Origin of the sequence: uncultured Bifidobacterium sp. (assembly GCF_949292005.1) — a bacterium.
Classification (GTDB): domain Bacteria; phylum Actinomycetota; class Actinomycetes; order Actinomycetales; family Bifidobacteriaceae; genus Bifidobacterium.
On the sequence record NZ_CASEXV010000025.1, the window covers coordinates 1 to 21,309 of the forward strand.

The 21,309-nt window shown below is 61.0% G+C and carries 16 protein-coding genes; 9 read left to right on the forward strand and 7 right to left on the reverse strand.

What is annotated here, in order from left to right:
- Positions 1 to 85: 85 nt before the first annotated feature.
- Both ettA and Q1X90_RS01035 read right to left on the reverse strand, forming a co-directional pair.
- A complete protein-coding gene (gene ettA / locus Q1X90_RS01030; protein ID WP_300765805.1) occupies positions 86 to 1,762 on the reverse strand; it encodes an energy-dependent translational throttle protein EttA in 1,677 nt (558 codons plus the stop codon).
- A 119-nt stretch (positions 1,763 to 1,881) separates the two neighbouring features.
- Positions 1,882 to 2,412 (reverse strand): glutathione peroxidase, encoded by a 531-nt coding sequence (locus Q1X90_RS01035; RefSeq protein WP_300765806.1) that lies wholly within the window; start codon positions 2,410 to 2,412, stop codon positions 1,882 to 1,884.
- Between the two features lie 400 nt (positions 2,413 to 2,812).
- On the opposite strand from Q1X90_RS01035, the gene Q1X90_RS01040 reads away from it, so the two are divergent.
- Complete coding sequence (locus tag Q1X90_RS01040; RefSeq protein ID WP_300765890.1) at positions 2,813 to 3,649, forward strand: sulfite exporter TauE/SafE family protein; 837 nt, start codon at positions 2,813 to 2,815, stop codon at positions 3,647 to 3,649.
- Between the two features lie 162 nt (positions 3,650 to 3,811).
- Positions 3,812 to 5,587: a DEAD/DEAH box helicase gene (locus tag Q1X90_RS01045; RefSeq protein WP_366944445.1), complete on the forward strand. Its 1,776-nt coding sequence runs from the start codon at positions 3,812 to 3,814 to the stop codon at positions 5,585 to 5,587.
- Here the strand turns inward: Q1X90_RS01045 and msrB are convergent.
- Positions 5,578 to 6,561 (reverse strand): peptide-methionine (R)-S-oxide reductase MsrB, encoded by a 984-nt coding sequence (msrB, locus tag Q1X90_RS01050; RefSeq protein ID WP_300765807.1) that lies wholly within the window; start codon positions 6,559 to 6,561, stop codon positions 5,578 to 5,580. The genes Q1X90_RS01045 and msrB overlap by 10 nt on opposite strands.
- A gap of 103 nt (positions 6,562 to 6,664) precedes the next feature.
- Here msrB and Q1X90_RS01055 point away from each other — a divergent pair, with 103 nt between their 5' ends.
- Both Q1X90_RS01055 and Q1X90_RS01060 read left to right on the forward strand, forming a co-directional pair.
- A complete protein-coding gene (locus Q1X90_RS01055) occupies positions 6,665 to 10,369 on the forward strand; it encodes a DEAD/DEAH box helicase (RefSeq protein ID WP_300765808.1) in 3,705 nt (1,234 codons plus the stop codon).
- A 934-nt stretch (positions 10,370 to 11,303) separates the two neighbouring features.
- Positions 11,304 to 11,876 (forward strand): GNAT family N-acetyltransferase, encoded by a 573-nt coding sequence (locus Q1X90_RS01060; RefSeq protein ID WP_300765809.1) that lies wholly within the window; start codon positions 11,304 to 11,306, stop codon positions 11,874 to 11,876.
- A 216-nt stretch (positions 11,877 to 12,092) separates the two neighbouring features.
- Here the strand turns inward: Q1X90_RS01060 and Q1X90_RS01065 are convergent, their stop codons facing one another.
- Positions 12,093 to 12,563 (reverse strand): hypothetical protein, encoded by a 471-nt coding sequence (locus Q1X90_RS01065; RefSeq protein WP_300765810.1) that lies wholly within the window; start codon positions 12,561 to 12,563, stop codon positions 12,093 to 12,095.
- Between the two features lie 429 nt (positions 12,564 to 12,992).
- On the opposite strand from Q1X90_RS01065, the gene Q1X90_RS01070 reads away from it, so the two are divergent.
- The 4 genes from Q1X90_RS01070 (at position 12,993) to Q1X90_RS01085 (ending at position 16,684) form a co-directional block, all read left to right on the forward strand.
- Entirely contained in the window at positions 12,993 to 13,517 is a 525-nt protein-coding gene (locus tag Q1X90_RS01070; RefSeq protein WP_300765811.1) for a hypothetical protein, read from the forward strand.
- 243 nt (positions 13,518 to 13,760) lie between these two features.
- Complete coding sequence (locus tag Q1X90_RS01075; protein WP_300765812.1) at positions 13,761 to 14,639, forward strand: serine hydrolase; 879 nt, start codon at positions 13,761 to 13,763, stop codon at positions 14,637 to 14,639.
- Positions 14,640 to 14,785: 146 nt separating this feature from the next.
- A complete protein-coding gene (locus tag Q1X90_RS01080; protein ID WP_300765813.1) occupies positions 14,786 to 15,391 on the forward strand; it encodes an NAD(P)H-dependent oxidoreductase in 606 nt (201 codons plus the stop codon).
- A 162-nt stretch (positions 15,392 to 15,553) separates the two neighbouring features.
- Complete coding sequence (locus tag Q1X90_RS01085) at positions 15,554 to 16,684, forward strand: DUF1524 domain-containing protein (protein WP_300765814.1); 1,131 nt, start codon at positions 15,554 to 15,556, stop codon at positions 16,682 to 16,684.
- A 3-nt stretch (positions 16,685 to 16,687) separates the two neighbouring features.
- Here the strand turns inward: Q1X90_RS01085 and Q1X90_RS01090 are convergent, their stop codons facing one another.
- A complete protein-coding gene (locus tag Q1X90_RS01090) occupies positions 16,688 to 18,832 on the reverse strand; it encodes a glycosyltransferase family 39 protein (protein ID WP_300765815.1) in 2,145 nt (714 codons plus the stop codon).
- Complete coding sequence (locus Q1X90_RS01095; protein WP_300765816.1) at positions 18,829 to 19,785, reverse strand: glycosyltransferase; 957 nt, start codon at positions 19,783 to 19,785, stop codon at positions 18,829 to 18,831. Before Q1X90_RS01095 ends, Q1X90_RS01090 begins: the two co-directional genes overlap by 4 nt.
- 265 nt (positions 19,786 to 20,050) lie before the next feature.
- Between Q1X90_RS01095 and Q1X90_RS01100 the strand changes: the two genes are divergently transcribed.
- The gene (locus Q1X90_RS01100) at positions 20,051 to 20,476 is read left to right on the forward strand and encodes a VOC family protein (protein ID WP_300765817.1); all 426 of its coding nucleotides are present in this window, start codon (positions 20,051 to 20,053) and stop codon (positions 20,474 to 20,476) included.
- Between the two features lie 72 nt (positions 20,477 to 20,548).
- Here the strand turns inward: Q1X90_RS01100 and Q1X90_RS01105 are convergent, their stop codons facing one another.
- Positions 20,549 to 21,289 (reverse strand): MgtC/SapB family protein, encoded by a 741-nt coding sequence (locus tag Q1X90_RS01105; RefSeq protein WP_300765818.1) that lies wholly within the window; start codon positions 21,287 to 21,289, stop codon positions 20,549 to 20,551.
- Between the last annotated feature and the right edge of the window lie 20 nt (positions 21,290 to 21,309).

Below are 21,309 nucleotides of genomic sequence, written 5' to 3' on the forward strand. Positions count from 1 at the left end.
ATTGGAATTATTGTAACGACGGCCATCGAACCATGACTGGACGGTGGCCGTCGGCGGGTTTTCGAATATGACGTGCGGCGATAGGTCAGCGCGTCAGCTTACGGTGCAGGCGATGGGGGCGCGCGGCCTCCTCGCCCAGTCGAGCCACTTTGTTCTCCTGATAGGCCTGGAAATTGCCCTCGAACCAGTACCAGTGCGCGGGATGCTCGTCATCCCCCTCCCATGCGAGGATGTGGGTGGCAATGCGGTCGAGGAACCAGCGGTCGTGGGAGATTACCACGGCGCATCCGGGAAACTCAAGAAGGGCGTTCTCCAAAGACTCCAGCGTTTCGACATCGAGGTCGTTCGTGGGCTCGTCCAGAAGCAGAAGGTTGCCTCCCTGCTTAAGCGTCAGAGCCAGATTGAGCCGATTGCGCTCGCCGCCGGACAGAACCCCTGTCATCTTCTGCTGATCCGATCCCTTAAATCCGAAGCTGGCGACATAGGCCCGCGTGGGCACCTCGACGCCGCCGACCTCCATGAAGTCGAGTCCATCCGACACGGCCTCCCAGAGGTTCTTGGTGGGATCCAGTCCCTCGCGGTTCTGGTCGACGTAGGAGATCTTGACGGTGTCGCCAATGGTCAGCTTGCCGGATGTCAGCGGCTCGAGTCCCACGATGGTCTTGAACAACGTGGACTTTCCCACACCGTTGGGACCGATCACGCCGACGATGCCGTTGCGGGGAAGGGTGAACGACAGATCGTCGATGAGCACCCGGTCGCCGAACGCCTTGTGGATGTGCTCCGCCTCCAGAACCTGGGAGCCCAGACGTGGCCCCGGCGGGATCTGAATCTCCGAGAAGTCGAGCTTCTTGGTGTTGCGGGCCTCGTTCTCCATCTGGTCGTAGCGTTCCAGACGCGCCTTATTCTTCGCCTGACGTGCTTTGGGGGAGCTGCGCACCCAGTCGAGCTCGTTTTTCAGGCGCTTGGCGAGCTTGACGTCCTTTGCGCCCTGTATCTCCATACGCTTGGCCTTGGTCTCCAGATAAGTGGAGTAGTTGCCCTTGTACGGATACAGGTGGCCACGGTCGACCTCGCAGATCCATTCCGCCACGTTGTCCATGAAGTAACGGTCGTGTGTGACGGCGATGACCGCGCCCTTGTATTGATGGAGGAACTGCTCGAGCCAGAGGATCGATTCGGCGTCCAGATGGTTCGTGGGCTCGTCGAGCAAAAGAAGATCGGGGGCTTCCAGTAGTAGACGGCACAAAGCCACGCGTCGCCGCTCGCCTCCGGAGCACACCGACACGGGGGTGTCCGGATCGGGGCACTGGAGCGCGTCCATCGCCTGCTCAAGCTGTGAGTCGATATCCCAGCCGTTGGCGGCGTCGATTTCGGTTTGGAGGGTTCCCATCTCATCCATCAGAGCGTCGTAGTCGGCGTCGGGATTCGCCATCTCCTCGCCGATTTTGTTGAAACGCTCCACTTTGGCCGACAACTCGCCGAACGCCATGCGTATGTTCTCGCCGACGGTTTTGTCGTCGTCAAGCGGAGGCTCCTGCTGGAGAATGCCCACGCTGTATCCGGGGGTGAGATCAGCCTCGCCGTTGGACACGGTGTCGAGTCCGGCCATGATGCGAAGAAGCGTGGACTTTCCCATGCCGTTGGGCCCCACCACGCCGATCTTCGCTCCAGGCAGGAAGCTCAGGGTCACGTCGTCGAGAATCACCCGATCGCCGTAGGCCTTGCGAGCCTTGATCATTTGGAAGATGAATTCAGCCACAGTCTTTCCGTCCTTCGGGAATGCGGTTGGTCACGTATCGTGTCCCATTATCCCCTATGGGTCTACATGGCCTCCGATTGTCTGCCATGTGGACGCGGGGATCTCGGGCCGCACCCTGCTCACAGCAGCGCCGCGATGGCACCCTCCATCTCCTCCGGGGTGGTCCGTGATCCGAAACGAGCGGCGACATGCCCGGTTCTGTCGATCAAGAACTTGGTGAAGTTCCAGGTGATTCGTCCGGTCGCGCCCCTCTGACTTTTCAGCCAGACATAGAGGGGATCGGCATCCTTTCCGTTCACTTTGATCTTCGCGAACTGGGGGAACGCCGTGTTGTAGTGGAGCGTGCAGAAGGAGTGGATGTCCTCGGCGCTGCCGGGGGCCTGCCCGGCGAACTGGTTGCAGGGGAAGTCGAGTATCGTGAAGCCGCGGTCCCGGTACCGCTCATACAGCGTCTCGAGTCCTTCGTACTGGGGGGTGAATCCGCATCCTGTCGCGGTGTTGACCACGAGAAGAACTTGGCCCCGCCATTGGTCCAGCTGCCGCTCCCCGCCGTCACGTCCTCGGACGACAAGGTCGTATATGTCCGTCGGATCCGATGGCCTTCCGCTCGTGTCCCCGATGGTCCGCTTTCCGTTGCCTTCACCGTTCATGTCATGTCCCTTCGCTGTTCACTGTGTCTTCCGGCTCGGCGCGTGTTTTCCGGCTCGGCGGGTTCTTTTCACGCCATGCTGGCCCGCGCTGCCGCATGCCCGCGTTGTTGCCGTTGCCTGCACTATGTCTCAGCCGTGGCTTATGCGCCGTGCGCGGAAAACACGTGGACCGCACGACTCCAACCCGCTGATCCGTAGTCGGCTGCCATGCGCAAGACCTCAACCGTGGGTTGGGATGCCCATCAGGGGAGCCATATCGATGACGGGACCGATGGCGGGGTGTATCCTCCGAAGTTGTTAGTCGAATGGACATGCCGGATGTTCCGGCTCTGGCCAGCCGCGGCCGGTGGTGTGCCGATGGGCGCTGGAGGGTGGTTCCGCAGTGGTGGGAATGTCGGGGATGACGCTTCTCCTGGTGCTCATGGCTGGTATCGGCGCGGGTTTCCTCGGTTATGCCGTTGGCGCATCCTCGTTGGTTTCGTATCCGGCGATGCTGGCGTTGAGCATCCCCCCGGTGCTCGCGAACGCGACCAATACGGTTGGCGTGATCGGAACGGGGATCGGTGGGGTTCTGGGGGCGCGCACCGAGCTTCGCGGGCAGCGATCGAGGGTCATCGTCTATGTTCTTATCGGGGCTGTTGGAGGCGTCGTGGGGTCGCTTCTTCTGCTTGGATTCGATCCGGAGGTTTTCGAGTACGCGGTCCCTCCGTTGATATTTCTGAGCGCGGTCATCATTGGGCTCAATCCGAGGGGGAGAAGCCAGTCAAGGCAGGCTGCGCGTGACGCACGGAAGCAGTTGGAGGGCTTGCGTCGGGACGGTTTTCCGGTATCCGACGGGGGAGAGGATGGCGTCGAAGGAGCGCTGCCGCTGTCCTCCGATTCATGGTGGGTGTGGTTGGCCATCGGGTGCGTGGCCATCTACAGCGGTTATTTCGGAGCGGGGGCCGGAACCCTTGTCCTCGCCGTTCTTGACGCGGGGCATGTGGGTTCCTTCCATAAGATCAACGCTCTGAAAACCGTGATCGGCGCTGGGGCCAACGTCACCGCCACCATGGTGTTCCTCGTTCGGGGCACCGTCGACTGGCCTGCTGCCATTGTCCTGGGAATTGGATGCTTCATCGGCAGCTACATCGCGCCTTCCATAACCCGCCGTGTCCCCGCGCGTGTCATGAGGGCGGCGGCGGTTGTCGGAGCCGTCGCGCTGGCGGCGGACCTCGCGATTCGCACCTACTGGTGACGTGACTGATATTTCCTCATCCACGCGCGGCGCCACGCCGGTGTCTCCGTCGCCGGGAATATCCTGAATGCCGCGTGGACGACTTTTCTGATACACTTGATTATTTGTTCACAGGCCAGCGCATTCGGCGCCATGGTCTGACATGTAATGTGAAAGGCTATCGTGCCGAATCTTTCTTATGATTCCCAGTCATCTTCCCATGCCGACGATGACGCTCAACCCGTCTCGTTCGCCGAACTCGGCGTTCCCAATCCGCTCGTGGCCGCGCTGGCCGACGACGGCAAAACAACCGCGTTCCCCATTCAGGCCGACACGCTTCCCGATTCCCTTGAGGGGAGGGACCTTCTTGGCCGAGGCCGCACTGGCTCGGGGAAGACACTGGCGTTCGCCATCCCCATGATCGCTCGATTGGGCGAGGGGGACCAGGGTGAATCCGCGATGGTGGAAGCCAGGAGGATCCATGGGGACTCCCGCGGCGGACGATCGCGCGCGTCATTGCCCCATCCTCGCGGTCTGGTTCTTGAGCCGACGCGTGAGTTGGCCAATCAGGTCGACGAGGTCATACGATCCCTGGCTCAGGTGTATGGCATGCACACGGCCACCGTCTACGGCGGCGTGAACCAGAGCCGGCAGGTCCGGGAGCTTCGAGCCGGAGCCGACATCGTCGTGGCGTGCCCGGGACGTTTGGAGGATCTTCTCCGTCAGGGGCTTCTCAGTCTCGAGTCGGTGGAGATCACCGTTCTGGATGAGGCCGATGAGATGGCGGACATGGGCTTCCTTCCCGCCGTCGAGCGCCTTCTGGCTCAGGTGGATCCCGAAGGCCAGCGCATGCTGTTCTCCGCGACGCTCGATCATGGTGTCGATCAGGTTGTGCGCAAGTTCCTGCATGACGCGAAGGTGCATGCAGTGGACTCGGCGGACGCGCAGGTGGACACCATGACGCATCATGTCTTCGCCGTGTCGCAGGGCAACAAGCATGAGGTCATCAGGCAGCTGGCGTCCGGATCGGGACGTCGGATCCTCTTCACCCGGACCAAATACCAGGCGAAGAACATGGCGCACAAACTGGTTCAGGCGGGCATTCCCGCGGTGGACCTTCAAGGGAATCTGTCCCAGAACCAGCGTGACCGACATCTCGCTGCCTTTACGGGAGGCGAGGTGCGTGTGCTGGTCGCCACCGATGTCGCGGCGCGTGGCATTGACGTGAGCGACGTGGAGCTTGTGGTGCAGACGGAGCCTCCGGAGGATCCCAAATCATTCCTTCATCGTTCGGGCCGCACGGCGCGTGCCGGTGAGTCGGGGGATGTGGTGACGCTTGTGCTTCCCCAGCAGCAGCGTGACGCCCGTCAGATGCTCCGTCGCGCCGGAATCCATGTGAACCCTGTGACGGTTACGCCCGGTTGCAAGGAGATTGAGGATCTCGTGGGCGATCCCGCCCCCATAGTCGAGGATTGGGAGCTCGCCGCCGCGCCTTCGGGACGCGGTTCGGGCCGGGGCCGTCGTGGCGGCGAGCAGCGCTCGCACCGTGGTCCGCGCAATCCGCGTGGTGGCTCCCGCTACTCCAGGGATGCCGGTGACGCCCGCGGAGGGCGTGGGGGACATGGCCGTGATCGCGATCGAGAGGATTTCCGCCGGGACGATGACGACCGTCGTGGTGGACGCAGTGAATCTGGGGACCGTCGCCACGATGGGGGCTCTTATCGTGGCGACGGTCGTCGACAGCGTGACGACCGCAGACAGCGTGACGATCGTAGGCAACGGGATGGTGAGGGGCGCGACGGTGCCCGCGGATATGGTCGTGGCAGAGGATCACGAGATGGCGGATCGGATCAGGATCGCCGGGGTGGCAGCCGTCGCTCCGGATCGTCCCGTCGTTCCGAGGGCTCCGGATCCACTCATGGAGGGCGTCGTTCGGGGGGATATCGCGGTCAGCGGTGATCTAGCAGGGCGATGTAGTCGGCGTAGCCCTGCTGTTCCATCTCCTCAAGCGGAATGAATCTCAACGAGGCCGAGTTCATGCAGTAGCGCAATCCGCCTTGGTCTTCCGGTCCGTCGTCGAAGACATGGCCAAGGTGGATTCCGCTGGCGGCCGCGCGCACTTCGATGCGTGGTCGCCCGGGAAGCGTCGTGTCGCGGTGCTCCGTCAACAGCGAGGAATCGATGGGACGCGTGAATGCAGGCCAGCCGCATCCGGAATCGTATTTGCTCGTTGACAGGAACAAGGGGGTCCCTCTTAGGACATCCACATAGATTCCCGGGGAGAACTCATGATCGTATACGTTGGTGAATGGATGTTCGGTGGCAGCGAGCTGTGTCACCGCGAACCGTTCGGGATCCAGCGCCCACGCTTTTTCCACCCATTTCTGGCGTTCGCGAACCTGGGACAATGCGACGGCGGGGATGTGGCAGTATCCTCCGGGATTCTTGTCCAAATAGTCCTGATGGTAGTCCTCCGCGGGAAAGAAATCGTGGAGAGGTTCCACGACGACCGCAGGCTCTCGTCCGGAGAGCACCCGCACCCGTGTCAGCACGTCTACGTAGACGTCCTGTTGGTCGTGGTTGGTGAAAAGCATCGCGCTGCGATACTGACGGCCCACATCATTGCCCTGCCGGTCGATGCTGAACGGATTGATAGCTTCGACCATCAGCAAAGCCAAAGTTCGAAGAGACACCCGGTCGGGATCGAAATCCACCCGGACGGTTTCGACGGCGTCCGTGGATCCCGAACAGACCTGCTCATAGCTGGGAGAATCGACTCGGGACTGCGCGTATCCGACCGTGGTCGTGGTGACGCCATCGATACGGTTGATATAGGCCTCGAATCCCCAGAAGCATCCTCCCGCGAGATATGCGGTTTGCCTGTGGGTCTCGTGCTGGTTGCGCTGGGAGTGCGAATGCTGGTTCGTGGTCATGGCCACAGTATGTCATCGGAGTGGGCGTGCACCCAAGGGTATTCGCTTGTGGGCGAGCGCGTAGACGCAGGCGCGTATCCTTGGTCTGCGCGGAAAGGGCGGTGTGAGGTTGTCTGATATGGGCGAGGGATGGCGAACCGAGCAGGTGGGGTCGCGTGGATGGAGGCGGGCCTCCCCCATGCGTGGCCCGGTCTCCACATACGGCGTCACCCGGGGTGATGAGCTTGGTGGCGTCCATGCGGTTGTACCGGATGCCGATCTTCGGCGCGTAGCGGGACAGGCATATCTGCGCAGCATTGAGATATTGGTGGCGCATAGACTTCATGACCTCTCACGTGGCCATGACGACGAGGGCCATCTGGCGCTGCACGCGCGGGTAAGCGTCGCAGAGGGCTTTTCCGATGATTACAGTGTCGAGGTCGACATCGACGAGGGTGCCGGGTCGATTGCGTCCTCGCGTTGCACGTGTCCGTCTGCGGCGCGCAACCATGGGATGTGCAAGCATGTAGTTGCCCTTGTCCGCACATACAATGACGATCCCGACTCGTTCGTTCGCCTCGGGGCCAGAGTCCCCTCATCCGCGTACCCGTCCAACTCCGCTGGCAACGGAGCCGCTGACACGGCAGGTGTCGCCGGTTCGGCGGACATCGACACATCGACGGCGTTGCGTCGTTTCCTGTCCGATGAAACCCGGCGTGAACGGCGGGAGATGCATGAGCGTCAGGTTCGGCTGCTTCGTGCTGTGGGAGCCATGTCGCATGACCAGTCGGATCCGGCTTCCGGCGGCTCCGGTCACGCCCCCGACTTCCGAGAGGAGGGCGGTATCTCCCTTCGGCCGCGGCTGGGTCGTGGGCAGGGCGGCTGGTCGGTTCGCCTTATCGTGTCCTCAAGCGATGGCGCCTCGTATGTTGTGAAGGATGTGACCGCGTTTCTGTCGGCGGTGAGGAACGGCGAGCGGGTGGAGTATGGGAGGCATCTGGCCTTCTTCCATGAGTCCCGCATGTTCGACGAGATGTCCCGCGGGCTCATCGACATCATCGACCGTGCGCAGTCCATACGCGAGGCGATGTCGGGAGGATACGGCGTTCGGCAGTGGCGCTCCACCCAGGCGGGCCGTGGGGCCATCCTCCTCACCGACGAGGAGACCTGCGAGATTCTCGACCTATACACGGATGCCGACGTGACCGTGGATTATGTCCCCCAGGGAGGAGGGGCGTCCGACTATGTGCATGTGCATGTCGTTGATGGTGATCCGGACATGGGCATTGTTATCGCGCCGGTTTCCGGATCAGGCGCGGACGCGTCCGCGGACGCCGTCGGGTACTCCATAACGCATCAGCGCTGCATCGATGACATCGTGATGAGTCGTCGGCGTGGATTCGCCATAATCCGTGATGCGGGGTACGCCCCGGATCCCACGGCGCGTTCCATGGAGATCCACCGAAGCAGCAAGGAATTCCTGACGCGTCGGGAGCTCATCGACGTGTTATGCGACCCTTTCGACTCCACGGCCATGATGGTCGGGAACGCGGATGTGGAGCAATTCTCACGTGTCGTCCTGCCCCAGCTGCGGCCTCGTGGCGGGACCGGCGCCATCGTGGCGACCATACCCGAGGAGCTTGTCAGCCGTCGGCGTGAGCCATGCGTCATAGAAATCTATCTTGATCGCGACCACGACGGTGTGACGTGCGACCTGCAGGCGAGATATGGGACTCGGCGTTTCGCGGTGTTCGACGGAGTGAAGCCGGATGATCCCGTCGAGCGCGACATGGCGACCGAGCGTCTGGCAGTGGAGGCCGTTCGGCAGTATTTTCCTCGTCCTGATGGTCCCGTGGCCAGAATTCCTGACGAGGATGATGACGCCATTCACGAGCTTGTGACCCAGGGTGTCGTTCTGCTCAGGCGTGTCGGAACCGTCTTCTGCACATCCGCGTTCGACGGTTTGACGGTCTCGGCTCATGTGTCCATACGCTACGGCCTGTCGTTGTCCTCCGGCCTTGTGGAGATATCGCCGATCGCGGATGATGTCGATCCGGCCGATGTCCCCGATCTCCTGGCCGCGCTGCGTCGCAAGCGTCGGTTCCACAGGCTGCGCAATGGGTCTTTCGTGAATCTCGGGGACGTCGACGCGCGTTCCATCGAGCGCGTGGCGGCCGATCTCGATATCGACCGGTCGGACTTCGAGAACGGGTCGGTCGACGTTCCGCTTTTCGAGGGTTTCTATCTTGCGGCCAACTGCGACGAGTCCGACCAATCCCAGGATTTCCGAGATGCGATCCGTCCATTGACTGCGATCGACCCCGGCAGGTATATGATTCCCCGGTCATTCTCGGGAAGTCTCAGACCCTATCAGCTGGAGGGTTTCCGATGGCTCAATGCGTTGTGGGACAAAGGATTTGGTGGTGTTCTGGCCGATGAGATGGGACTGGGGAAAACCGTCCAGCTTCTTGCGCTTCTCATCGCGCGTACGCCACCGTCCTGCGGTGCCGGAGCCGAATCCTCCCCATCTCCTCAGCCGGGGCGTCGCTCGATGGCGCCTCATCTCATCGTGTGTCCCGCGTCGCTTGTCTACAACTGGACCGCTGAATGCGCTCGTTTCACGCCGGGTCTTCGCGCGGTGGCAGTCGCCGGGAGCAAGGCGTCGAGGCGCGCCATACTGTCGTCCGTAGCGGGCGGGGCGGGGGAGTATGACGTGTTGGTCACCTCGTACGATCTGCTTCGACGCGACATCAACGACTATCACGGCATTGAGTTCTCGAGCATGACGCTTGACGAGGCGCAGGCAATAAAAAATCACACCACCAAAGCGGCCAGAGCGGTGCGGTTCATCAACGCGAGGCACCGCTTCGCGCTCACGGGGACCCCGATTGAGAATAGACTGGCCGAGCTGTGGAGTCTTTTCGATGTCCTTAATCCGGGAATGCTTGGCAGATACGCGCATTTCCGTGAGGTCTTCGATCTGCCGATCATCAGCGGGGACGAGGACGCCCAGCGGCGTCTGCAAAATCTGGTGGAGCCTTTCATTCTCCGACGGCGCAAGTCCGAGGTTCTGAGCGATCTCCCGGACAAGATCGACAATGTCATCACCGTTCGTCTCGAAGGTGCCCAACGACGTCTGTACGCGGCGTTGGAGCAGCGGCTGCGCGCGACCATCATCAGGGACGACGCCGCCTTCACCCAAGAGGGACGTGTTCGGATTCTGGCGCAGCTCACCAGACTGCGTCAGGCATGCTGCGATCCCCGTCTGGTGGATGATTCAGCCGCCGTCGTTGGACAAGGCGATTGCGCGAAGTTGGACGCGATAACGGATCTGGTCTCATCGTGCCGCGATGAGGGGCGCAAGATGCTGGTGTTCTCGCAGTTCACCAGCTTCTTGGACCTTATCGGGGAACGGCTCAATCAGCTGCGTGTGTCGTACGACGTGATAACGGGGGCCACGGCTAAAAAAAGGCGACTGGATCTGGTCAACGCCTTCAACGAGGACGACACCCCGGTTTTCCTCATCTCTCTTAAGGCGGGCAACACAGGCTTGAACCTCACGGGTGCGAGTGTTGTGGTGCACGCCGATCCCTGGTGGAACTCCGCCGCCCAGGAACAGGCCAACGACAGGGCGCATCGCATTGGTCAGACGCATGATGTCGATGTCTACCGTCTGGTGACGCAGGACACCATCGAGGAGAGGATTATCCGTTTGCAGGAGGCGAAATCGGATCTGGCCTCGAGATTCGTGGATGATGCCTCGTCGCGGACTTCCGGATCTCTGTCGTCGTTGACAAGGGAGAGCCTGTTGACCATGCTGGGTGCCTAGACCGGGGTATTGGGTATTGGGTATTGGGTATTGGGCATTGTGTGGTTTTGGCGCGTGGCGCTTCGGTCTGATCCGACATGGCCGGATTTGCCGCGCTTGGCGTGACGTTTGGCGTGACGCGTTCCCATCGCGGATTTTCCGTGCTCGAATCGGCATTGCTGGAGCCCGGTCCACCCGGCGTGTCTGGTCTGGTGATGTTGTTTGGTCCGCTGATGTAGTTTGTCTTATCGGAGCTAGCATCCCGCTCGATCTGCTGGGTGTTTTTGAAGCTTCGTCCTCAAAACTGAAGTAATACTAGATAATCTAATGTTCGATAATCTATTTTTATGACCGCATATTCGACGAGAACGGTTGAATCATCCCCGCTGTCGTCTGCAGCTCTCCATATTATTCATGGTCGCACCAGTGTTGGGCGCCGCCGGGTGTGAAGGAGTGCCCATAGTCGACTCGTTGGGCGCTTTTTGCGTTCGTTGGGCGCCTCATTCGGAGATCATCCATGTGGGACCGCACGATTCTGCGGTTCCTACAGAAGGTTCTGGGATAAACCCGCCCAACGAACGACAAACCCGCCCAATGAGTGTCAAGAGGGGTGGCAGTGTCGAGAGGGGTGGCAGTCTCATGAGTGGGTATCGGGTTGAGGTGGTGGTTGAGTCGAGATGGGGTGGTGGTTGAGTCGAGATGGGGTTGTGGCAGAAGGGCTGACCGGGTTGGTATGAGGCGATTGGGTTGGTGTGGGGATCGGACTCGGTCGTAGGCAGATGCGTGAAGTCGGCGCGGTCTCTGGCTGGACTGGTGTCTGATCGCTGCTTCAGTTGCGTGGGCGCTTTATGTGCTTTGTGTGCCCCGCCTGCTCTGGTTCTGAAAACTAGACCGGCCCTAGACCGGCTCTAGACCGGCTCTAGACCGGCCCTAGACCGGCTCTAGACTGGGTCACATGGTCATTCTTCAAACAGAGCGTCTGATCCTCCGGCCGTGGCGTGTTGACGACGCGCGGGATGCCCGATTCCTCTATCGTTACGCATCGGATCCCGATGTGGGTCCTCATGCGGGATGGCCTGCGCACACAAGCGTCGAGGAGAGCGCCGATGTGATTCGTGATGTGTTGTCGGACGAGCAGAACTTCGCCATCACTTTTCGCGGTGCGTGGGAGGGGAAATCCCCTGACGCGCCCATAGGGTCCATTGGTTTGAAGATTGTTCCCGACGATCCTGGCTCCAGAGAGATCGGGTATTGGATAGGGCGTCCGTTCTGGGGCAGGGGATTGACTCCTGAGGCGGCCGGCGAGCTCATCAGATACGGGTTCGAGGAGCTTGGTCTTGACGCGGTGTATGGCATGCATGATGTGTCGAACCTACAGTCGTCGCGGGTGATGGAGAAACTGGGACTGACTGAGCTTCGTGTGATGCGGGAGGTTCCTCGTCCGTTGCTGGGCGATGGCTTTCGACGTGATGAGGTGCTTCGTCGTCTGACCCGGTCGCAGTGGCATAAGCGCCGATTCGACCAGTGATGGTCTGTTTCCCCAGTAATGGCCCAGTTCTGAGGTCCCTCAAAGAGATGGTCCGCGGGTCTGTTCGGTTTTCGCCGTCCGTGCCGCGCAAGTGTCGGTCTTCGTCGACGGATCTTGCCGTGGGCGATGCGGACCATCCTGGATTGAGTTGACATGGCGTTGTTATGCTATTGATATTGCCGTGGGCGATGCGGACCATCCCCTGCCGGAGGTCTGTCAGTCCTTCTTCGATGACGTTGTGATGACGTCGTACATGTCGGCCACAAGACTTTTCATTCGACTGTCGAGGTCGCGCAGATTGCTTCGGCGCATGCTTCCTCTCATAGTGGTTCCGGCGAGTTGGGCGGCCGTTCGGATTGACGCGAGTGCCTCTCGCCAAGAGTCAAGACGTCCGCTTGCTTCAAATTCCTCGCGGTGCGTCTGAATGAGCGAGTCGACCGCGTCGAGTCGTTTGACAACGGTCGGTGTCGGCATGGTCGCTCGGGGAAGTGAGGCGATAAGGGTTTTCGCCTGTGACATGACGGTTTTCCCGAGACCGTTGAGTCGTTCCGGAACGTGTTCGTCCTTAAGGTAGGCCGCAGCCTTGGTCCAGTTATCGGGGTCGATCAGAATGCCGACCAGAAGCGCTCCCAGAGTCGATCCGGTGAGTGTGGTAAGAACTCGCTTTTTTCGTGTCTTTCCGGCCATGATGGCCTCCTGTCTGTCTGAGGACGTTTCTGGTGGGGTTGTCTGGTGCGAATCGGCCCTGTGAATCAATAATAAACTAAAGTAGCTTTCGCTTTTCGTGAAAGAGGGTATGGGCCGTGTGTGGACGTCGGAAGCCGTGCGACGTTATAGGCCCATAAAGGAAATATGGAAATCGAAAAGAAGCGATATCTAAAGGGAGGACAATCCATGAGGATATAAAAATGGCCCGTTATCGCATGATCATCTGCTTTTACGCATGGTTCATGCGCGGTATTTCCATTCGTTACCGGAGCGGTTTATCACGGGATCAACGGCGGTTGCGGAGAGAAGAAAAAGAGATAGCGGCTTCGGCTTCGGCTTCGTCGTTGAGGTGTTGTCCATGATGTTTGTCGCTGGAACGGTCGAGCAATCGACGTGGAATGGGGGCGGATGATGATGGATACGAGTATTGGAAGCATTGGACGGGTGGACTCGGTCGATACGCATGGGGGCCATCCCGGAGAAGATGATGATCAGAGATACGACGCGTTGCAGAACAGGCTTATCAGTGGCGTCACGCGTTATATGCCGTCGATTCGAGAGGACTGCTTGCGCTCGTTGATGGCGGGCTCGGCCTTCCGTGACTTTGACAGGAAGGAGACGACACGGATCTCGTCCTCGCTGGAGGCGGTGGTCTCGTTGAACGACTTGTGGGATTGGCTTTGCGACGTCAACGCGGTAAGGGATATGGACGTTCCCCGTATTAGGACCTATTGGTTTCTTGTGGGGTACGTGCGTGAGGGAGGAAGGGCCATCGAACGCCACGTGGACGAATTCCAGGGAGTGCTTCTCGACATCCATGAGGTGGCGCTGGTCGGGTCCGGAGAATGGCGGGTGGACGAGTGGGGGAAGATCCGTGCCGTCGCGGCGCGTCCCACCACGGGGGCCGGGTCCGGTTCATGGCGGCGTTGGTAGGTTTTCAGAAATATCACATCCGCGTCACAACCATGTCTCAGGTGCTCTTCTGAATCTCCCCAGAGCTCACGATTGTTCGTGCGCTATCCTTATGCACGTCATATAGCGCATAGCCCACCCCTGATCGGGTGCGGAAAGGGGATGGCGGGAGTGGTACGAGGCCATCATTCGCGACCTGAGCACATGCAGTTGGATGACAACACGCAAGCGCGGGTCCGGAATCGTCGTAGAAATCGATGGTTGGTGGCGATTCCCGCCGCGGTCCTCGCCGTTCTATGGATCGTCGCCATCGCGCCGCGTGCGAGAGGTGTGCTCGAGGGAATGGCCGCTGGTGACTCCGATTCCACGGCGTCATACGATGCGTCCTCATCGAAGTTCTCGGAGTCCCCCATCGTCGATGGCCCGATTGCCAAGTCGGCGTCAACCGTGCCGTCCGTGGACAAGACCACGACGAATCTAACGACGAAACTCACGTCGTCGCTGAACTCCATCTTCACGGGGGCGACCTATGCGGTCAATGTGGTGGACATGTCCACAGGTGGAACGGTGGTGGGAGTCAACGTGAACACCCAGTACACCTCCGCAAGCACATACAAGCTGTATGTGGCCTATTCGATGATTTCCGCCGTGGAAAGCGGTGAGAAGACGTGGAACTCCGAACTGGATGGGCAGACGCTACGATCCTGCTTCGCCACGATGATCGTCAACTCCGACAATGACTGCCCCACCGCGTGGCTCAATGAGAAGGGCTTCGCCACCGTCAATCAACAGATTCACGACGCCGGATTCACCCAGACGACCATCGCCCACGAGAACATGCTGACGGACGCCGCCGATCTTGCCAAGTACCTGACGCGTCTGTACCAGGGAAGCTTCATGGATTCCGATTCACGGTCGATGCTTCTGGGCTATATGAAGACGCAGGTGTACCGGTCGGGAATCCCGGCGGGCATTGGCGACAACGGCACGGTTGCGGATAAGGTCGGTTTCCTGGATGACCTTCTGCATGACGCGTCAATCATCTACACGGCCAAGGGCGATTACGTCATGGTCATTCTCACCAACGAATCGTCATGGGCGTCGATAGCCCAGGCGGCGTCGACGATCTACGCGGCGCTGTGAGGGCCCGTCGTCGGTGCCGTGCTTCGTGAATTTCGCGGCGTCCAGTGCGCTGTGCGCGGCGGCGATCCACGCCCCGTTCTGCCACGCCCGGTTCTGCCATGTGACGTATGGCGTTGGAAAGTTCGTGGGTGACCTACGATGGGCGTATGACCAACGTTCTTGTCATCACCAGCAATCCTGATCCCGGATCCCTCACCGATACGGCAGGGGACGTTTTCGCGCAGGGCGCGCGCTCGGCCGGTGCCGATGTCGACGTGCTTGATCTCTATGACGCCGGTTTCAATCCGGTGTACACGCTTGCCGACCGTCGTCATTATCTGGGGCGCGGTCCTGTTCCGCGTGATGTGGCATCCATTCAGGACCGGCTTGAGAAGGCCGATGTCATCGCCATCATCTTTCCCGTCTACTGGTACACGATGCCCGCCATGGTCAAAGGGTTGTTCGATCGTGTGATTTGCCGGGGCTTCGCCTACAACCCCTCCGGGGAGCCGGGTGCGCTCGCCGGGAAGGCCATGCGGATCGTGATGCTCACCGGAGGCTCGCAGGGATGGTATGAGTCCGATGGGATCGGCGAGGCCCTCGACAATCAGATCGTGCATCAGACGCTCAAAAAGTACTGTGGTGTGACGGATGCGCGGATCGTCTACATCGACAATCTTGTCTCCGGTGATGATGACCCCGAGCGGCGGGAGGGCGTTTCGGAGCAGCTTGAGCGTCTTCGGGTGATGGGGGAGTCGCTCGCCGGGCGATAGATTCTCCGGGTGGCTTGTTTTGCGGTAGTCGCCTGTTTAAAGAGGATTGTTATGGGTGAATATGCGGATTGAGAATAGCAGGAGTCTAGGGGATATTAGGGAATCGAACCCGGGATTCTTGAGCAGCGGAAACGGGGAGAGATGCTCGGGGGAAGAATTGGCATGATCAGGGATACTGCTGCGCAGCCACGCACTTCGTCGGTAGACGGCGGTCGCCGCGGTAGGGTGCTGAGGTTGGTTCTGTCAATAATCATGGCGGCGTCGATGGTGGCGTCTCTGGGGGCCTGCGGATCGGTGACATCACAGTCCGCCGCTTCGGGGGCGACGAATTCATCGTCAACGTCGTCGTCCGCTTCCGGTTCCTCCACATCCTCGTCGGTCTCGCCGTCATCGGGATCGGCGTCGGCGACCTCATCGGCGGCATCTGCGTCCACATCCTCATCCTCCTTGTCGGGCCCTTTGGCCACCACGGTTCTTGCGATGCTGTCCATCAAGGGACGCGCTGCGAAAACCGGATACTCGCGTCAGCGATTCGGTACGGCCTGGGCCGATGTCGACCGCAACGGATGTGATACCCGCAACGACATCCTCACCCGCGATCTCACGAACAAGACGTACAAGCAGGGAACAAACAACTGTGTCGTGGCGACGGGAGTGCTCAACGACTCGTATACCGGCAAACGCATCAGCTTCGTGCGGGGACAAAAGACATCCACGGCCGTCCAGATCGACCATGTGGTGGCGTTGTCGGACGCATGGCAGAAAGGTGCCCAGAAACTCAGCTCCACCACGCGCGAGCAGCTCGCCAACGATCCCTACAATCTGCTTGCCATCGACGGGTCGGCCAACGAGCAGAAAAGCGACGGAGATGCCGCCACATGGCTTCCGTCCAACAAATCGTTCCGATGCCAGTACGTGGCGAGGCAGATCGGCGTCAAACATAAATACGGATTATGGGTGACCCAGGCCGAGCATGATGCGATGGTCGGCATTCTCTCCGGATGCCCCACCCAGACGGTGCCTACGGGAGGAGGGGTTTCGGGATCCGCGTCATCGGGCTCGTTGTCCATGTCCTCGTCCACGTCGGCAAGCTCGTCCACCCGAACCACGACCCAGGCGACTCCGAAGGCCACTGCCACAGCAACTGCATCCGCAACCGCCACAGCATCCGCATCCGCATCCTACCGGAACTGCGCGGCGGTTCGCGCGGCCGGGAAGGCGCCGTTGAAGAGCACGGATCCCGGTTATAGCCGCAAACTCGACAGGGACGGGGATGGTGTGGCCTGCGAGTAGGCGCTACTTTCTCGACGTCAGGTTGTAGATGGTGACCCCGTCAACCGTGGTGGATGTGAAATTCTCCTCCACCCAGGTGGCTATTCGCGACGCGGTGTCCGATCCGCCCTGCTGGGTGCCGCCTATGCTTCCGGCGATATAGAAGTGAATCATGCCTTTGCTCACGTACTTCTTGAATTGCGCCACTGTGGGGTAGGGGTCGCTCCCGTTGAATCCGCCGATGGCCATGATCGCCCGGCCCGAGGCGAGCTGGTATTTCGCCGCGGTCTGCGATCCCGTCGTGGCAGCCGCCCAACGGTAGGAGCTTGAGGTGGATTCCAGCATCGACGTGATCGTCACGCTTGTCGATTCGCTTCCCAGAAGGCTGCTCACGCTTCCCGACATTCCTCCCGACGCGCTTCCCGACGAGTCGCCGCCGGTGGTCGTGCCGGGCTGCCCGCCTTGGCTGAATCCGCCCTGACCGCCGAATCCCCCCTGTCCTCCGCCGAAGCTTCCGCCCCCGCCACCGGGGCCGCCTCCCGTGCCGGCGGTGGTCGAGGTCCCCGATGATGTCACCGTGGGGCCGGCGAGGACGATCGATCCGGTGTGGGATGCGGACATCGTGTAGCCCGTCCAGGCGGCCGGCCCCGCAAGCAACGCGACGATGCACAGAATCGAGCCCACTGCCATTACCCGATCAGCGAGCCGTTGTCCCAGCGATGATGCTCCCCAGGACGCCATCGCAAGAGTCGCGGCTCCTGCGAATCCGATGATGCGCACCGTCCACGGCAGCCAGGGAAGCCATAACGACCGCGCGATAAGACTTCCCGACCAGAGGGAGGACGCGATCATCAGCAGCGGCGCGGTGACCATCGCCCAGATATGATGCCTCGACACCCACAGGGCCGCGCACGCTACGGCCGCCAGAATCGCGACCGCCGGGGCGAGCGCCACCGTGTAGTACTGGTGGAATATTCCCGCCATGAAGCTGAAAACGACCCAAGTGACTACCAGCCATCCGCCGACCACCACTATTCCCGCCCGACGCGGGTCGGTGCGGGACGCGCGTCCCACCACGACCAGTCCCACCACGATTCCGGCGAAGGCCAGGGGTGCGAGCCATGCGATCTGCGTGCCATACTCGCCGTCGAAAAGACGGGTCCATCCGGTGGATCCCCACGTGCCTCCGGAGTTGCCTCCGCCTCCGACCACCGATCCCTCCTCGTTGCCGGTAAGGCGACCGAATCCGTTGTAGCCGAAGGTGAGCTCGATGAAGGAGTTGTTCTGGGATCCGCCGATGTACGGGCGATCCGACGAGGGGACGAGGACCGTGAGCAGCACCCACCAGCCGGCGGACACAACCATCGACGCCATGGCGGCCAGGCCATCCCCCAGTCGCCTGACCAACCGGGTCGGGGAGGCCATGAGGAAGGCGACCGCGAATCCCGGCAGCACGAGCAGCACCTGAAGCTGCTTGGTGAGGAAGCCGAAACCGATAAGCGCACCCGCCAGCACCATCCAGGCGGTACGTCGTCTGTTGCCGGCCCGTGTCACCCGGTATTCGAGGGACCGCAGCATGGCGTAGGAGCTTGCGGTCATGAGCAGGACGAGAAGCGCGTCGGGGTTGTTGAACCGGAACATCAGAGCGGCTACCGGAGTGAGGATAAAAGCCGTCCCCGCCCCGATTCCCGTGGCGTTTCCCCAGTGTCTGCGCACTGTGGCGTAGATCAGCCAGGTGGTGGCTATTCCCATCAGGGCCTGTGGCAGCAGAATGGATAGTGAGCTCAAGCCGAGAAGACGGACGGACAGCGCCATGATCCAGATGGACGCGGGTGGCTTGTCCACGGTGATGGCGTTCCCGGGGTCGAGCGATCCGAAGAGGAACGCCGTCCAATCCATCGATCCTGCCTGCGCTGCGGCCGAATAGAACTCATTCGCGTACCCCGAAGCGGTGAGGTTGATTAGAAAAACGCAGGCGGATGCCACAAGAAGCAGCGCGAGCGCGACGAAATCCCCTCGCGCGCGGCGGGGCATGCGATACAGCAGGTTCGTGCCGGAAGTCTGAGATCTGCGCATAAGCGGAAGTCGCGTGCCACGTATGCGCTCGCGTGATAGTGGATGCGCGAGGGGACACGCCGCGGATCCGCCCACGCTGTCTGGTGTGCTCATCGTGGTGTTCCCTCCGTCGCCTCCGTCGTTCCAGGTGTTTGTGGTGTCTCAGGTGTTTGGAGCGCCCCAGGTGTCCGGGATGCGGTGCCGTCGACAAGGATAAGCGAACCGGGAAGTGTATGCTGTCCGCGCTCGTCCCACGACAGGTCGGATCCAGCGGGGGTGCCCGACGTCGTGACGGACTGTTCCGGGCGTTCACGTCTGAGACGACGCATCCCTGTGAGGTCCTTGGCCACGGTGTCGGGGATGTCCACCGTGGTGCCGGCGTCCTCCACCCAATGCACGGGAATCTCCAGCAGACGCATGCCCATCCATTGCGCCTTCATCAGCAGTTCGGTGTCGAAGAACCATTCGTCGTCCTCAACGTACGGAAGAAGCGCGTGGGCGGCCTCTCGGGTCATCGCCTTGAAGCCGCATTGCGCGTCGCGGAAGCGGGCGTCCAGATAGGATCGGAGCATCTGGTTGTATGTGCGTGAGATGGTCTCGCGGGTCCACGAGCGTGTGACCGAGGCGCGGGGGTCGAGGCGGCATCCGCAGGTCAGGTCGGCGTCTCCCAGGAGAAGGGGAAGCACCAGCTGCCCTGTGTGCCGGATGTCGGTGGAGAGGTCCGCGTCCATATACGCGACGACCCTGGCCCGTGAGGACATCCACGAGACCTTCAGTGCGAACCCGCGTCCTTTGCGGTCGATGTGCAGGGCCCGGATATTGTGGGGCCATCGGTCATGCAACGTGCGGGCTATGGCCCAGGTCGCGTCGGTGCTGGCATTGCCGGCGATGACCACGTTCCAAGTGAATGGACTTGTGTCATCGCGTGTCTCATAGAGATGACCGCACAGCGCGAGGACGGAGCGTTCGAGGGCATCCTGCTCGTTGTAGACCGGAATGACGATGTCGACGTCCACCCTCTGTGGATCCCCCAGTCTGGTGATTGCGGAAGACATATGGGATGACAAATGGTTCGGACCATCCTCCTTGTCGTGAGGGGGGTCCGGGGTTGAGGGCAACGGGGTTGAGGGCAATGCGGCCCGGCGCGGAGCCGTGCGGCATCGGTCGTCATTCGTGGTTCCCATCATATGGGACAGCACACGCCATCCAGCTGATATGGAGCTTATTCGACGGTCATGGCGATATGGGAATGGGAGGAGAAATAGCTGGACGGTTTCTGAACACTGTCTGACCGAGAGAATCGGGTGCCGTGGCTCGACTAGCGTGGATGGCATGATCGATCACATCACGCTCCGGGTGCGGGAGGTGGGCCGCTCCGCCCGTTTCTATCGTCAGGCCCTCTCTCCGTTGGGATACGTCGTCAAGGTCCGTCACGGGGAGACCATCGGTTTCGGTGTCGAGGACGGCACGCCGCGATCCGACTTCTACGTCTCTCCCATGCGGGACGCGCCCACTGGTGAGTCCACGGACGTCCCGGAGAGCGTCTGCGGCTCCGTGACCACCCATATTGCGTTCCGTGCGAGGAATGCCGATGAAGTGGGCGCCTTCCATCGTGCAGCTCTTGCCGCCGAGGGGATCGACAACGGCGCCCCGGGGCCACGCTCCTATCATCCCGGCTACTATGCCGCTTTCGTGATCGACCCTGACGGCAACAACATCGAAGCCGTTGTTGACTGGTCGTGGAGGTGCGACTCGTAGGTCAGACTGGTCGGATGGTGCTATTTCCACAGGGCCTTTTGGGATCTCCTGAGCGGGGTGAAGGAGATTCGTTCAGTCGTTGTCTCTTACCCCGACCACGGATGTCACTCCACCCAATGAGGTGATGTCCTCGATGAGCTCGTCGAATCCCCTCCCGCGCACTTCAAGATCGACTGAGACCATCCTTCCTCCAGAGGCAAGCTGATTGGAGGGTTTTCCGTCCGAGGCGGAGCCGTCTGATTCGCCTCTTGTCGAGAAACCTTCGACGGCAAATCCATGCCGTGCGCACGTGGTCAATATTGAGCGAAGGACTCCATGACCATCCTGGTAATCCACGTGAACTGAGTCTCCGCCGCCCAAAAGCGGTCCGAACTGTCGTCCCAGTAGCGGGAATGCGATGACGACGAAGAAATACATACCTGTGCATACGGCTGCTTGAATAAGCAGACCAGCGCCGCACGATGATCCAACCGCTGCTGTGAGCCAGATCGAGGCGGCGGTGGTTAGGCCCCGTATCCGGGATCGTTGCATGAACACCACGCCGGCACCGATGAATCCGATTCCTGACACGATTTGCGCTGCCAGACGTGAGGGGTCAAGTTCGATGAGATTGGTGGAAAGGACATCGGCGAAGCCGAATTTACTGAGTATGACGAACAATGCCGATCCCAATCCCACCAGGGCATGGGTCCGTGTTCCTGCGTCCTTGTGACGTGCCTGTCTCTCGGCTCCGATGGCTGTGGACATCAGAAGCGCGACGAGCAGGCAGAGGGCCTGTCCCCACAGGGTGGTCGACCACTGCATGGTGTTCATGCTTTTCCTCCTTTGGATTT

Coding starts and splice junctions, on each gene's coding strand:
- Q1X90_RS01090 (WP_300765815.1), bottom strand. CDS start 18,832: ATGAGCACACCAGACAGCGTGGGCGGATCCGCGGCGTGTCCCCTCGCG.
- Q1X90_RS01070 (WP_300765811.1), top strand. CDS start 12,993: ATGATGATGGATACGAGTATTGGAAGCATTGGACGGGTGGACTCGGTC.
- Q1X90_RS01080 (WP_300765813.1), top strand. CDS start 14,786: ATGACCAACGTTCTTGTCATCACCAGCAATCCTGATCCCGGATCCCTC.
- Q1X90_RS01040 (WP_300765890.1), top strand. CDS start 2,813: ATGACGCTTCTCCTGGTGCTCATGGCTGGTATCGGCGCGGGTTTCCTC.
- Q1X90_RS01035 (WP_300765806.1), bottom strand. CDS start 2,412: ATGAACGGTGAAGGCAACGGAAAGCGGACCATCGGGGACACGAGCGGA.
- msrB (WP_300765807.1), bottom strand. CDS start 6,561: ATGACCACGAACCAGCATTCGCACTCCCAGCGCAACCAGCACGAGACC.
- Q1X90_RS01100 (WP_300765817.1), top strand. CDS start 20,051: ATGATCGATCACATCACGCTCCGGGTGCGGGAGGTGGGCCGCTCCGCC.
- Q1X90_RS01105 (WP_300765818.1), bottom strand. CDS start 21,289: ATGAACACCATGCAGTGGTCGACCACCCTGTGGGGACAGGCCCTCTGC.
- Q1X90_RS01085 (WP_300765814.1), top strand. CDS start 15,554: ATGATCAGGGATACTGCTGCGCAGCCACGCACTTCGTCGGTAGACGGC.
- Q1X90_RS01060 (WP_300765809.1), top strand. CDS start 11,304: ATGGTCATTCTTCAAACAGAGCGTCTGATCCTCCGGCCGTGGCGTGTT.
- Q1X90_RS01065 (WP_300765810.1), bottom strand. CDS start 12,563: ATGGCCGGAAAGACACGAAAAAAGCGAGTTCTTACCACACTCACCGGA.